Below are 14,928 nucleotides of genomic sequence, written 5' to 3' on the forward strand. Positions count from 1 at the left end.
AATCATTTATAATTTTTAGAAGACCGTCATAATAAATTATTGTCAGAAATAAGTAGCAAAAAATTGACTTGAACAGATAAGCAGTTATGATCCAAACAATATAAATGCATCCAGATGATGGATATATTCTGAAATCAGATTAATTAATTATTTGTAATGAAAACTTTTTTTTTAACATTCCTGCTTTTTGGATTTTCTGTGTACTCACAGGAAGACAGAAATCTTAAACTTTGGTACAATCAGCCTTCGGGAGAAACATGGGAAAATGCGCTGCCGATAGGTAATGGTTTTCTTGGTGCTATGGTATATGGTAATGCTGAACATGAAATTATTCAGTTGAATGAGAATACGGTATGGAGTGGCGGTCCCAATAGAAATGACAATCCAAATGCTTTGGCAGCTTTGCCGGAAATTCAAAAAATGATTTTTGAAGGAAAATATAAAGAAGCTGAAGAATTAAGTAACAAAGCATTTATTTCAAAGAAGTCTCAGGGACAGATGTTTCAGCCAGTTGGAAATCTTAATTTATACTTTAAAGGCCATGAAAAATATTCTGATTACAGGAGGGAACTCGATATAGAAAAGGCAGTTTCGAAAACCAGTTATGAGGCTGATGGTGTGAAATATACGCGAGAGGCTTTTGTGTCATTTGCAGACAGAGTAATAGTAATGAGAATTACAGCTAATAAAAAAGGGAGCATTTCATTTGCAGCAAGCTATACTTCGCCTCATAAAATAAAGAATTTTGCAGTAAACAATTCAAAAGATCTCGAAATTACCGGAACTGCAAGTGACCACGAAGGTGTAGCGGGGCTGATTAAATTTAAAGGTATAACCCGTATTAAATTAGACAGCGGAAAATTATCTGAATCAGACGGAATGCTTACCGTTAAAGAGGCAAATGCTGTTACAATCGTTATTTCTATAGCAACTAATTTTAATAATTATCATGATGTAAGCGCTAATGAAGGACAGCGTGATGCTGATTATTTGAATAAAGCTGCCGGTAAATCGTATGAGTCATTAAAAAATGCTCATATTGCTGCTTACCAAAAATATTTTAATCGTGTTAAACTTGATTTAGGAACAACTCCTGCCGCAGATCTGCCTACAGATGAACGATTGAAGAATTTTAGAAATGTAAATGATCCGCAATTTGCAGCATTATATTATCAGTATGGGCGCTACTTGCTTATATCATCTTCACAGCCTGGAGGACAGCCGGCTAATCTGCAGGGCATTTGGAATGGAAGTCTTCATCCTGCTTGGGATAGTAAATATACCATTAATATAAATGCAGAAATGAATTACTGGCCTGCTGAAAAAACAAATCTTTCAGAGCTGCATGCCCCTTTTTTACAGATGGTAAAAGATTTATCAGTAACGGGACAGGAAACTGCTAAAACGATGTATGGAACAAGAGGATGGATGGCACATCACAATACTGATATTTGGCGGGCTACTGGTGCTGTGGATGGTGCTTTCTGGGGGCTTTGGACTGCAGGAGGAGGATGGGCCAGCCAGCATTTGTGGGAGCATTATCTTTACACTGGTGATAAAACATTTTTAGCAGCTGTTTACCCGGTAATAAAAGGTGCTGCTTTGTTTTATGCCGATTTTCTGATTGAACATCCAAAATACAAATGGCTGGTAGTAAATCCAGGGAATTCACCAGAAAATGCACCAAAAGCACATAACGGCTCATCACTTGATGCAGGGACAACTATGGATAATCAAATCGTTTATGATGTTTTTACTGCAACAATTCAGGCAGCACAAACTTTAAAAGAGGATAATCCTTTAATAGACACTTTGAAACAGCTTCGCAATCGACTGGCTCCAATGCATATAGGGAAATACAGCCAGCTGCAGGAATGGTTAGACGATATTGATGATCCTAAAGATAATCACCGGCATGTGTCCCACTTATATGGATTATTTCCTTCTAATCAGATTTCTGCCTATAGAACACCTAAATTATTCGCAGCTGCAAAAAACACCTTACTGCAGCGCGGAGACGTATCAACGGGATGGAGTATGGGCTGGAAAATAAACTGGTGGGCAAAACTGCAGGATGGAAACCATGCTTATTCTCTTATAAAAAATCAATTGACCCCATTAGGTGTAAATGCTGGCGGGGGCGGAACGTATAATAATCTTTTTGATGCGCATCCTCCATTTCAGATTGACGGGAATTTTGGGTGTACTTCGGGAATTACAGAAATGCTGGTTCAAAGTTCAGATGGAGCGGTTCATCTGCTTCCCGCATTGCCTGATGCCTGGCCTGATGGCAGTGTTGAAGGAATACGTGCTCGGGGCGGTTTTGAAATTGCTGAGATGAAATGGAAAGATTCTAAAATTACAAAATTAGTTATCAAATCAGCACTTGGCGGGAACTTAAGATTACGCCTGCCAAATGCTATGAAACAAAAGTCAGGAGAGGAATTAGCAGCTACAAATGGAGAAAATCCTAACCCGTTTTATTTTACAGATGAAACGGCATCACCTATTGTGTCTGAAAATTCTAATATAAAACCACTGGAGCTTAAACCTACAGTTTTGGTTGACTTTTTAACAAAAAAAAACGGTGTTTATACATTCGTCAGCAAATAAAAAAATACACAGTCCAAATTGAACTGAGAAGAGAGATATGAAAAATAAATTATTAAAAATCATAAACTTAAAAGGCATTATAGTCTTGTTTGCTGTGTTCAGCTTTTTTAATGTCTGGCCACAGTATTTACTATTGCAATCACAAGTAATTGTAGTAAATAAAAATTCAACAGTAGAGGTAAAATTACTTCGCAGGGGCGGTTTTGTTGTTTCATTAAATCCAATACAAAATTAAGCAGTTAAAAAAATGCAAAGATTCATATACATTCTAATTTTAAGTTTCTCCTTTTCAATTAGTGCGCAGCAGTATAAAAAGCACATTTTGACTACGGATAGGCTTTCAATTGAATTATCTGAAGGCATACTTAATATAATTCCTGTTACTGAAAAATCAATCCGGGTGCAATATCAAATTGGAAATTTAAAAGAAGCCCAAGAGTTTGTTTTGATTAATAAGCCTAAAGTTCCCGCTTTTACATTAAAAGAAACCGCAGCGAGTTTGAAGTTGAGCACAAAAGCAATAACAGCATCATTTGATAAAAAAACAACTGTTATTCAGTATAGCGATAAATCCGGTAAAGTGTTTCTTTCCGAGAAAGCAAATTCGAGGTTAATGAAAGCGAGTACCATTATGGGGGAACCTTGTTTTGTGGCCGAACAGGGATTTGAATCTCCTCAAGACGAGTATTTGTTTGGATTAGGACAATTTCAAGATGGCTTTTATAATTTAAAAAATTCTGCCCGAAAGTTAATTCAGGTAAATTCACAGATTGCCATTCCGTTTTTGGTTTCTAATAAAGGATATGGACTTTTATGGCATCAATATGGTCTGACCTATTTTAATCCAGCGAACCAAAATATTCCTTTGGTTAAAAATGGTATAAACCAAGGTGAAAATCGAGAAGCAGAAGTAACAACCACTGCAGGTACACAGCGGGTTTCACAACAGCAGTCTGTTTATTCGGGCAGTTTTTCGGTGGCTAAAGACGGCAAATATTCTCTAATGCTTGACCTTGGTGATATGGATAGTAATCATTTGGTTATTATTGATAATATAGATGTAATCAATCAATCCAATTTATGGTTGCCGCCGGCAGTGAGTAAATTAGTTCAGTTAAAAGCAGGAGAACATACTGTAAAAGTTGTCTGCAAATCGAGTAACACACCGTCGCTTAGTTTAAAACTTTCTAATAACGAAACGGTTTTCAATTCGCCAAATGCGAAGTCACTTGATTATATCGTTTTTTCGGGAAAAGACACAGACGAAATTATTGCTGGTTACCGTAATTTAACCGGGAATGTTCCTATGCTGCCAAAATGGGCTTTTGGTTTCTGGCAATGCCGAGAAAGATATACTTCTGGCGAGCATTTGGTTGCTGCAATTAAAGAATTCAGGAAACGCAGTCTGCCTGTAGATGTAATTGTACAGGACTGGCAGTATTGGGGAAAATATGGCTGGGGAGTTCCTAAATTTGACGAAACACATTATCCTGAACCAGAAAAATTCATAAAGGAAATTCATGATTTGAATGCTCATTTTTCGGTTTCTGTCTGGGAAAATCTGAATAAAGAATCAGAAATTGGTAAGGAATATTTAGCTAAAAATTTATTTATTCCCAATAGTCCGTGGATAGACATTTTTAATCCGGAAACTCAAAAAACACATTGGAACGCACTCAATAAAAATTTATTTGCACTTGGTGTAGATTCTTGGTGGATGGATGCTACTGAACCAGAAAATGATGCGCTGAGAGGCAAACAAACTTATTTTGGCCTGGGAGATTTTTACCGCTTAACTTATCCATTATTTGTCAGCAAGGCGATTTATGAAGGACAAAGAAATACAAATCCAGAAAAAAGAGTTGCCATTCTCACCCGTTCAGCTTTTCTTGGACAGCAGCGTTACGGAACTATCAATTGGTCAGGTGATATAGGCTGGAGCTGGGACACTTATAAACGTCAGATAGAGGCAGGGTTAAATTACAATCTTACAGGCATGCCTTATTGGACAACTGATATTGGCGGTTTTTTCCGCCCGGGTCCGAGACAATATACTGACGAAAAGTATCATGAAATACTCACCCGCTGGTTTCAATGGGGTGCTTTCAATCCGATATTCCGTATTCATGGATACCAAACAGAAACGGAACCTTGGAAATATGGCGAAAAAGCAGAGAATAATATGCGTTCTATGATGAACCTCAGGTATCAGCTGCTGCCATATATTTATTCAGAAGCGTGGCAGATATCCAAGAATAATTCAACATTAATGCGGCCGCTAATTATGGATTTCAATGATGATCCAATTGCTGTCAGCCAAGCTTATGAATACATGTTTGGTAAAGCATTTTTGATAGCGCCGGTCACAGCTCCAGATGTTATCAATTGGGATGTTTATTTACCAAAGAATACTGCCTGGTATGACTTCTGGACTGGTAAACGATTTGAAGGCGGACAAACAGTAACAGTTCCGGCTCCATTGGATAAAATTCCGGTTTTTGTAAAGGAAGGTTCAATTGTGCCAATGGGGAATGTTGTTCAAAATACCCAGACAAAACAGGATATTCTGGAAGTACATGTCTATACAGGCAAGGACGCTGCGTTTACATTTTATAATGACGAAGGGGATAATTACAATTATGAAAAAGGAAAGTATATCGAAATTCCAATGATTTGGAATGAAAAGAATCAAAGCTTGACTATAGGTAAACAAATTGGTAATTACAAAGACCAGACAAAGGTATATACCATGAATATTGTATGGATGTCTGGAAAACAGAATGATACAGCTGTTAAAACAATAAAATATACAGGTAAGCAAGCAGTGGTAAAAAAGTGATTTCAGATTAAAATTGAAATCAGAATAGATAATTAGAAACTAAAAAAGGATAATATGAAATTTAAGATTAAAATTCTATTGGTGTTCTGTGGTTTGTCAATGATTAGAATGACAGCACAAAATCCTATTATAAAAAATATTTTTACTGCAGATCCTTCGCCGCTTGTACATAAAGGCACATTGTATTTGTATACAGGGCATGATGTAGCAACAGAACAAGATACGAATTATAAAATGTCCGATTGGCACGTATTTTCTACAACAGATATGGCAGCCTGGAAAGATCACGGAGCACTGCTTTCGCCAAGTACATTTTCTTGGGCTACTGGGGATGCTTATGCTGCGCAGTGTGTGGAGAGAAAAGGAAAGTTTTACTGGTTTGTTTCTACATTTCATAAAAAAGATGATGTAAGCGGGGGCGGTGCCGCAATTGGCGTAGCTGTTTCTGACAGTCCTACAGGTCCTTTTAAAGATGCTATTGGTAAGGCTCTTGTAATAAACGAAATGACTACTGACATGAAATTTGCCTGGGATGATATTGACCCTACCGTATTTGTTGATGATGACGGACAAGCTTATTTATTTTGGGGTAATGGAAGCTGTAAATGGGTAAAACTTAAAGACAATATGATCGAAACTGAGGGAGAGATCACCACTTTTAAACCTAAAAATTACATTGAAGGGCCATGGGTTTATAAAAGAAAAAATCTGTATTATCTAGTTTATCCAAGCGTTGGTACAAAACCAGAAATGATAGAATACTGCACAGCTCCAAAACCAGAGGGACCATGGACATATCAAGGTATCATCCAAGATAATGTGACAAACAGTTTTACTACACATCCAGGGATTATTGACTATAAAGGGAAATCATACTTTTTTTATCATAATGGAAGTCTGCCTACAGGAGGAAGTTATAGACGTTCTGTCTGCGTAGACTATATGTATTATAATGAAGATGGAACGATTCAAAAAATTGTGCAGACAACTGAAGGCGTAGCCAAAGTAAAATAAAATATACACCTTAGATTCAAATTTATACAATGAAAAATAAAATTAGTATCATTTTTACCTGCCTGAATTTAATTATGCAGACGGCAGTATTTTCTCAAAAAACGACAGCCAAAAATCCCGTGATTTATGCAGATGTGCCTGATTTATCTATCATTAGAGTTGGGAATACATACTACATGAGCAGTACTACAATGCACATGAATCCGGGTGTGCCAATTATGAAATCGACCGACTTAGTAAATTGGAAACTTATTAATTATGCGTATCAAACATTAGAGGATAATGATGATAAACTGAATTTAGATAATGGTAAAAATGATTATGGCAGAGGTTCATGGGCCAGCAGTCTGCGCTATCATAATGGCACTTATTATGTCAGTACTTTTTCTGGGACAACAGGTAAAACGTATATTTTTTCCACAAAAAATTTAGAAAAAGATCCTTGGAAAAAAAATGTTTTAAATGCTTCTTACCATGACCATTCGATTTTTTTTGATGATGATGGCAGGGTGTATATGGTTTACGGTAACGGAAAACTTTTTGTAAAAGAATTAAATGCTGATTTATCGGGAATTAAAGAAGGAGGATTGGATCAGGTATTAATTGAAAACGCCAGCGCTCCGGCCGGAAGTAATATTATGCTTAATTCGGAGGGTTCTCAGCTTTTTAAGGTGAAAGGAAAATACTATCTGTTTAATATCGCCTGGCCAAAAGGAGGAATGCGTACCGTAGTTATACATCGGGCGGACAATATTAAAGGCCCTTGGGAAGGAAAAATCGGTTTGCAGGATTTAGGTGTTGCCCAAGGCGGACTTATTGATACTCCTGACGGAAAATGGTTTTCTTATTTATTTAGAGATGCAGGAGGCGTAGGCCGTATTCCCTATCTAGTGCCTGTTAAATGGGAAGATGGATGGCCTGTATTAGGAGAAAACGGAAAAGTGCCTGAATATTTAGATTTACCGGCTAATAAAAGTCTTATTCCGGGTATTGTAAATTCTGATGATTTTACCCGAAAAAATGGAGAAAGTGATTTACCATTAGTGTGGCAGTGGAATCACAATCCAGACAACAAACTTTGGTCTGTTACAGAAAAGAAAGGATATTTAAGATTAAAAACAGGCAGAATAGACAGCGGTTTTCTTCAGGCCAAAAATACTTTGACACAAAGAACTTTTGGACCGGAAAGTTCAGGAGAAATAATGATTGAAGTTTCAAAAATGAAAGACGGCGATTTTGCAGGACTTTCATTATTGCAGAAAGATTTCGGACTGGTAGCTGTAAAAGCTGAAAACGGTTCTAAAAAAATCGTAATGATTGATATTTCCAAAGAAATTGAAAGTGTTCCTTTAAATCAGGACAAAGTATACTTTAAAGCCGAATGCAATTTCAAAGATAAGGCTGATATAGGAAAATTTTATTATAGTCTGGATGGAAAAAAATGGATTAGTATCGGGAATGCTATAAAACTGCCCTACACACTTCCGCATTTTATGGGATACCGTTTTGGGCTTTTCAATTATGCAACCAAAGATACAGGTGGTTTTGCGGATTTTGATTATTTCCATATCAGTGATAAAATTTCGAAAACGAATTAGTTTTTCTTTTTATAACAAGCTTAGCTATTAAATTATAATATAAAAAAGCATGAAAATTAATTGTCTCATCATCATAAGTTTATTTTCAATATCCAGCATAAATGCGCAGAAATACCCTTACCAGAATCCTTCTCTCAGTTCAGAAGAACGAGCTAAGGATTTAATTTTAAGACTGACACTTGAAGAAAAAGCCGCATTAATGTGCGACCAGTCTGATGCTGTGCCAAGGCTTGGAATTAAAAAATTCAACTGGTGGAGTGAAGCTTTGCATGGCTATGCAAATAATGATAATGTAACTGTTTTTCCAGAACCTATCGGTATGGCAGCTTCATTTGACGATCAGTTTGTTTATCGTGTTTTTGATGCCGTATCTGATGAAGCCAGAGCAAAATACAATCAGTGGATTAAAAACGGAAATGAAAACAAACGGTTTTTAAGTCTCTCAGTATGGACTCCAAACGTAAATATTTTTAGAGACCCGCGCTGGGGACGAGGTCAGGAAACTTATGGAGAGGATCCTTATCTTACTTCACGAATGGGTATTTCAGTTGTGAAAGGACTGCAGGGACCGGCAGATTCTAAATACCGTAAGCTCTTGGCCTGTGCAAAGCACTTTGCTGTTCATTCCGGCCCAGAATGGAGCAGGCACGAATTAAATCTTAACAGTGTAGATCCTAGAGAATTGTATGAAACCTACCTGCCGGCATTTAAAGCTCTAGTGCAGGATGCAGATGTAAGGGAAGTTATGTGTGCCTATCAGCGTCTGGACGATGAACCTTGCTGCAGCAATACCCGACTTTTACAGCGTATTCTTCGTGATGAGTGGGGATTTAAATATATGGTGGTTTCAGATTGCGGAGCTGTTACTGATTTTTATACTACTCATAAAGTTTCATCAGATGCGGTACATGCTGCTTCCAAAGCGGTACTTGCAGGAACTGACGTAGAATGTGTTTGGGAGAAGTACCCTTTCAAAAACTTGCCCGAAGCTGTTGCAAAAGATTTAATTAAAGAATCTGATATTAACAAAAGTCTGCTTCGTGTTTTAGTGGGGCGTTTTGATTTAGGTGAAATGGACGATGATGCCATTGTGCCTTGGACAAAGATTCCTGCTTCGGTTCTTAACAATAAGGAACATCAGCAGTTGGCACTTGAAATGGCTCAAAAAACAATGACGCTTCTGCAGAATAAAAACAATGTTCTTCCTTTAAACAAAACAGCAGACAAAATTGCGGTTATTGGTCCAAACGCTGATAATGAACCTGTGTTATGGGGAAATTATAATGGTACACCCGTTAGAACCATTACGATAAAAGATGGAATTGAATCCAAAATAGGAGCAAACAAAATCGTTTATGATAAAGCCTGTGATTTAGTAGAAGATAAAGTAACTCAGACTTATTTTGACCAAATTTCATTTGAAGGGAAAAAAGGAATGAAAGCCACTTATTGGAACAATCCAAACAGAGAGGGCGCTAGTGTAATTTCTCAGCAGATTGTTAATCCTATAAAAATGACTACTGCGGGTCAGCACGAGTTTGCTTCAGGGGTTAAGCTGGAAGGATTTTCTGCAAAGTATGAAACAGAATATACAGCGAAACATAACGATACACTTGTTTTTAAAACTGGGATTACCGGTGTTTTTGAATTGTTAGTGAACGGGAAATCAATTTCAAAAGCCAATAATTGGCGGACAGTTCCTTCTAATATTCCATTTGTTGTAGAGGCTGGGAAAAAATATAAAATTGAAATTCTTTATGCTCAGTCAAACAATTGGCAGGCCAATCTAGAATTCGATTTTGGAAAAGGATTTGATATCGATTTCAGCAAATTGGTTCAAAAATTAAAAGGTATCGATACGGTAGTTTTTGTAGGCGGACTTTCGACTTTGCTTGAAGGCGAAGAAATGCCTGTTTCTTATCCGGGTTTTAAAGACGGTGACCGTACAAATATTGAGCTTCCATCTGTTCAGAGAAAATGTTTGAAAGAACTCAAAGATGCCGGCAAAAAAGTAGTTTTTGTAAACTGTTCCGGTTCGGCTATTGCTTTGACGCCTGAAACCGCGAGCTGTGATGCTATTTTACAGGCGTGGTATCCAGGAGAATCGGGCGGTCAGGCTGTTGCCGATGTACTTTTTGGAGATTATAATCCTGCTGGAAAACTGCCGGTTTCATTTTATAAAAATTCAGAGATACTAGGTGATTTTGAAAATTATTCAATGAAGAACCGTACTTACAGATATACAACAGATGTTTTATTTCCTTTTGGTTTTGGCTTAAGTTACTCTGAATTTAATATTGGCTCAGGCACATTAAGCAAGACAAATATAAAACCGACTGAAAACACGCAGTTAAGTTTTCCAATACAAAACATCAGTAAACGTGATGGAACTGAAATTGTTCAGGTGTATGTCCGAAAATTAAATGATTCCAACGGTCCATTAAAAACATTAAAAGCTTTTAAAAGAATCAATCTGAAAGCGGACGAAAAACAAAATGTTACGATCGATTTACCGGCTTCTTCATTTGAGTTTTATGATACTAAAATTAATAAAATGAATGTGGCATCAGGTGAATATGAAGTTTATTATGGTAATAGTTCGGATGTTAAAGATTTAAAAATGACTACCATTTATATTAAATAAAACAGTTAAAAAAAATGAATTTTAAAAAGAAATGCCTTTTAGTATTTTGTAGTATTCCCATGCTGGGGTTTGCTCAGAAGCCTATTATTCAAACCAAATATACTGCCGATCCTGCTCCGATGGTACATAATGATACAGTGTTTTTATATACATCCCATGATGAAGATGATGCCACTGGATTCAAAATGAAGGATTGGCTGCTTTATACTTCAACAGATATGGTAAACTGGACCGATCATGGTATTGTTGCTTCACTGAACGATTTCAGCTGGGTAAAGCATGACAATGGTGCCTGGGCGATTCAATGTATAGAGAGAAATGGTAAATTTTATATTTACGCTCCCATGCACGGGCAGGGAATAGGTGTATTAGTATCCGATAGTCCTTATGGATCGTTTAAAGATCCACTGGGAAAACGATTGATTGAGGACAATCATATTTGGAATGATATTGACCCAACACCACTTATTGATGATGACGGACAAGCTTATCTATATTGGGGAAATCCAGATGTATATTATGTGAAATTAAATGAAGACATGATTTCGACCTCTGGAGAAGTTGTCAAAGAACCTACTAAACCAAGGAACTATCAGGAAGGGCCTTGGGTTTATAAACGCAAAGGACATTATTATATGTCTTACGCCTCAACTTGCTGTCCGGAAGGGATTGGATACGCGATAAGTAATTCCCCAGCAGGACCTTGGGAATATAAAGGAATGGTCGTTCAAGCCAGTGAGAAAACAAGAGGTAATCACCCTGGGATAATTGATTATAAAGGTAAATCTTATGTTTTTGGTCATAGTTATGATTTAATAAAAAGAGAAACTGCTACGTTTTATGAAAGACGTTCTGTGGATATGGACGAAATCATTTATAATCCCGACGGAACAATACAAGCCTTATCGTACTGGTCTGTTGATGGACCAAAACCAGTTGGAACAATTAATCCTTTTAAACGTGTTGAAGCTGAAACCATGGCATGGAGTGAAGGAGTGAAGTCGGATGCAACTAATGAAAAAGGTGTATTTGTGACTAAAATAGACAACAACGATTATATTGATATACAGGCTGTTAATTTTGATAAAGAACCAAAAAGTTTCCAAGTTAGTGCCTCTTCCATTTTGGGAGGAAAAATAGAAATCCATTTAGATACTAAAGAAGGCGAACTTCTGGGTGTTTGTGTTATAAAAAGTACCGGGGATTTAAATACCTGGAAAGAATTTAATGCTAAAGTTAAAAAGGTAAAAGGCTTGCATAATCTGTTTTTTGTGTTCAAAGGGAATGAGAAATCTATGTTTAATTTAGATTGGTGGCTATTTGAATAATCCCATTTAATTTAAAAACAATCTAAAAAAGTTAATAAATAAAAAATGTACTTAAAAAAAATTAAGCTTTTGGTATATATAATTCCTATGATTGGATTTTCTCAAAATCCTGTCGTACAGACTAGTTATACCGCCGATCCCGCGCCGATGGTGTATAATGGCAAAGTGTATTTGTATATTTCCCATGACGAAGATGAATCGACTTGGTTTACGATGAATGACTGGAAGTTATACACCACCGAAGACATGGTAAACTGGACAGATCATGGCGCGGTGCTGTCATACAAAGATTTTAGCTGGGCAAAGATGAATGCTTGGGCAATTCAGTGTATAGAAAGAGAAGGCAAGTTTTATATATATGCGCCAATAACCGATCGTCAGGGGAAAAATGGTATTGGAGTCGCAGTGTCAAATAGCCCTTACGGACCTTTCACAGATCCTTTAGGAAAACCACTAATTCAAAACAGCAATGCCGATATCGATCCAACGGTTTTTGTTGATGATGATGGACAGGCTTATTTATTATGGGGAAATCCTGTATGCCATTATGTGAAATTGAACGAAGACATGATCTCTTATAATGACGAAATAAAAACATTCCCAAACACTATTGAAGCATTTGGAAAACGCATAGGAAAAGAAGATTCCCGCAGGCCTACAACTTATGAAGAAGGACCCTGGCTTTATAAAAGAAACAAATTGTATTATTTGTTTTTTGCGGGAGGTCCAATTTCAGAACATATAGGTTATTCGACAAGCAAAAGTCCGATAGGTCCCTGGAAATATCAAGGCGTTGTAATGCCTACTCAGGGAGGAAGTTTTACAAATCATCCCGGTGTTATTGATTTTAAAGGCAAGTCGTATTTTTTCTATCATAATGGTGCATTGCCTGGAGGTGGAGGGTTTACAAGATCAGTATGTGTAGAAGAAGCCGTTTTTAATCCGGATGGCACCATTAAACAGATGAATATGACCGAAGGAATTAAAAAAGGAATTGCGACTGTCAACCCTTATGTTAAGTCAGAAGCAGAAACAATGGCTTGGTCAAAAGATGTAAAAGCTATGCAGAATAATGAAGTAGGTGTTTTTATAACCGCCATGAAAAATGATGCTTTTACAAAAGTTAAAGATGTCGATTTCCGAAAAGATGGAGCTTCAAAATTTACAGCAAGGATGGGTACAACTCACAACAGTGATGTATCTATGGAAGTAAGGTTAGACGGTGTGGATGGTGAATTGATAGGAACTATAAAAGTCCCAATGACAGGAGGAAACGACAGATGGGCATTAGTGACTACAGGCATTCAGAAAGTCACAGGAATACATGATGTTTATTTTGTGTTTAAAGGAAAAGCTTCCAGCAAAATCATGTTTTTTGATTATTGGATGTTTTCTAAATAATAAAAAAGGATTCAGATAATTATGTATTTAAGAAGCAATTTAAAGTATCAGTTTCCTTAAAAAATGTAATGGAGGGATTTTAGTCAATTAATGTAAAATAAAATGAAGAATTTAACCTGTATTTTTAAAATTGAAATGGTGTTAGTATTTATAATTAATACAGTTTCTTTTGCTCAAAATCCGCTTATCCGAGATCAGTTTACGGCCGATCCTTCTGCGAGAGTGTTTGGAGATAAAGTTTATATATTTCCGTCTCATGATATTCTTGCGGCTGAAGGGAAAGGACGCAAAGACTGGTTTTGTATGGAAGATTATCATGTGTTTTCTTCGGCTGACTTAACCCATTGGACAGATCACGGAATGATAGTGCAGCAAAATTCAGTTCCCTGGATTAAACCCAATAGCTACAGCATGTGGGCACCAGATTGTATTGAAAGAAAGGGTAAGTATTATTTCTATTTTCCGAGTATACCAAAAGATACCATTAATTATAAAAAAGGATTTACCGTAGGCGTGGCCATTGCCAGTAAGCCTGAAGGACCTTATGTGCCGGAACCCAATCCGATAAAAGGAATCAGTGGGATTGATCCTAATGTTTTTATTGATAAAGACGGACAGGCTTATTTATACTGGTCTGGAGGAAATATTTATGGAGCCAAATTAAAGGAAAACATGACCGAATTAGATTCGGAGGTGAAAACACTTGAGAATCTCCCTGCGAAAGGATTAAAAGAAGGACCGTATGTATTTGAGAGAAACGGAATTTATTATCTTACCTATCCTCATGTCGAAAACAAAATTGAGCGTTTAGAATATGCAACAGCTGATAATCCGTTAGGTCCATTCAAATTTGCAGGCGTTATTATGGATGAATCGCCTACCGGATGCTGGACTAATCATCATTCGATTATAGAATTTAAAAAGCAATGGTATTTGTTTTATCACCACAACGATTTATTGCCTCAATTTGATAAAGCCAGATCAATCAGAGCTGATTATTTGAATTTCAATCCTGACGGAACTATTCAGAAAGTGATTCCGACTTTAAGAGGCGTTGGAATCACCGAAGCAACGGATCAAATTCAAATTGACCGATATTCTGAAATAAGCGATAAAAGAGTTTCAATTTCATTTTTAGACAGTCAAAATTCCTTTAAAGGATGGAAAACTGCTTTCAATCAGTCAGGCGGATGGATACAGTATAATAATGTTGATTTTGGTCAGAAAAAATTAAAATCAGTTACTGTAAAAGTTTCTTCAGAAAAAGGCGGGGTTCTGCAGATAGCTTCGAAAGAAAAAAAACAAACGATTATCGCTGAAGTAACTGTTTCCAAAGGCAGTAATTGGGCAGAAATAAAATCGCCAGTATTGACAATGGAATCCGGTATTCAAAATTTGATTGTTTTGTCGAAAGGTGATAATCAAATTGAAATTGATTGGATCAAATTTGAATAGCAGTACAAACTAAAGTTAGAAAAGAATAAAATTAAT

Annotated in this window: 8 protein-coding genes; all 8 read left to right on the plus strand. The window is 36.7% G+C overall.

Translation table 11 applies throughout. The features are described from left to right. Nucleotides 1-156 precede the first annotated feature (156 nt). Nucleotides 157-2,613: a glycosyl hydrolase family 95 catalytic domain-containing protein gene (locus tag IRZ80_RS04030; RefSeq protein ID WP_194640275.1), complete on the plus strand. Its 2,457-nt coding sequence runs from the start codon at nucleotides 157-159 to the stop codon at nucleotides 2,611-2,613. A 247-nt stretch (nucleotides 2,614-2,860) separates the two neighbouring features. Beyond that, nucleotides 2,861-5,452, plus strand: a complete 2,592-nt coding sequence (locus IRZ80_RS04035; RefSeq protein WP_194640276.1) for a TIM-barrel domain-containing protein — start codon at nucleotides 2,861-2,863, stop codon at nucleotides 5,450-5,452. Between the two features lie 54 nt (nucleotides 5,453-5,506). Further along, nucleotides 5,507-6,466, plus strand: a complete 960-nt coding sequence (locus IRZ80_RS04040; RefSeq protein ID WP_194640277.1) for a glycoside hydrolase family 43 protein — start codon at nucleotides 5,507-5,509, stop codon at nucleotides 6,464-6,466. Nucleotides 6,467-6,495: 29 nt separating this feature from the next. Continuing rightward, nucleotides 6,496-8,064 carry a glycoside hydrolase 43 family protein gene (locus IRZ80_RS04045; RefSeq protein WP_194640278.1) on the plus strand — a complete coding sequence of 523 codons (1,569 nt, stop codon included), beginning with the start codon at nucleotides 6,496-6,498 and terminating at the stop codon, nucleotides 8,062-8,064. A 49-nt stretch (nucleotides 8,065-8,113) separates the two neighbouring features. Then, nucleotides 8,114-10,708 (plus strand): xylan 1,4-beta-xylosidase, encoded by a 2,595-nt coding sequence (gene xyl3A, locus IRZ80_RS04050; protein WP_194640279.1) that lies wholly within the window; start codon nucleotides 8,114-8,116, stop codon nucleotides 10,706-10,708. 14 nt (nucleotides 10,709-10,722) lie between these two features. Next, nucleotides 10,723-12,036 (plus strand): glycoside hydrolase family 43 protein, encoded by a 1,314-nt coding sequence (locus IRZ80_RS04055; RefSeq protein WP_194640280.1) that lies wholly within the window; start codon nucleotides 10,723-10,725, stop codon nucleotides 12,034-12,036. A gap of 45 nt (nucleotides 12,037-12,081) precedes the next feature. After that, the gene (locus IRZ80_RS04060) at nucleotides 12,082-13,437 is read left to right on the plus strand and encodes a glycoside hydrolase family 43 protein (protein ID WP_194640281.1); all 1,356 of its coding nucleotides are present in this window, start codon (nucleotides 12,082-12,084) and stop codon (nucleotides 13,435-13,437) included. 102 nt (nucleotides 13,438-13,539) lie between these two features. Beyond that, complete coding sequence (locus IRZ80_RS04065; RefSeq protein WP_194640282.1) at nucleotides 13,540-14,892, plus strand: family 43 glycosylhydrolase; 1,353 nt, start codon at nucleotides 13,540-13,542, stop codon at nucleotides 14,890-14,892. Nucleotides 14,893-14,928: the final 36 nt, after the last annotated feature.

Origin of the sequence: Flavobacterium sp. HJJ (genome assembly GCF_015351475.1) — a bacterium.
Lineage (GTDB): Bacteria > Bacteroidota > Bacteroidia > Flavobacteriales > Flavobacteriaceae > Flavobacterium > Flavobacterium marginilacus.

Excerpts from the sequence above, each read along its gene's own strand:
- IRZ80_RS04045 (WP_194640278.1), top strand. The coding sequence starts at position 6,496 with ATGAAAAATAAAATTAGTATCATTTTTACCTGCCTGAATTTAATTATG.
- IRZ80_RS04035 (WP_194640276.1), top strand. The coding sequence starts at position 2,861 with ATGCAAAGATTCATATACATTCTAATTTTAAGTTTCTCCTTTTCAATT.
- IRZ80_RS04030 (WP_194640275.1), top strand. The coding sequence starts at position 157 with ATGAAAACTTTTTTTTTAACATTCCTGCTTTTTGGATTTTCTGTGTAC.
- IRZ80_RS04065 (WP_194640282.1), top strand. The coding sequence starts at position 13,540 with ATGAAGAATTTAACCTGTATTTTTAAAATTGAAATGGTGTTAGTATTT.
- IRZ80_RS04060 (WP_194640281.1), top strand. The coding sequence starts at position 12,082 with ATGTACTTAAAAAAAATTAAGCTTTTGGTATATATAATTCCTATGATT.
- IRZ80_RS04040 (WP_194640277.1), top strand. The coding sequence starts at position 5,507 with ATGAAATTTAAGATTAAAATTCTATTGGTGTTCTGTGGTTTGTCAATG.
- IRZ80_RS04055 (WP_194640280.1), top strand. The coding sequence starts at position 10,723 with ATGAATTTTAAAAAGAAATGCCTTTTAGTATTTTGTAGTATTCCCATG.
- xyl3A (WP_194640279.1), top strand. The coding sequence starts at position 8,114 with ATGAAAATTAATTGTCTCATCATCATAAGTTTATTTTCAATATCCAGC.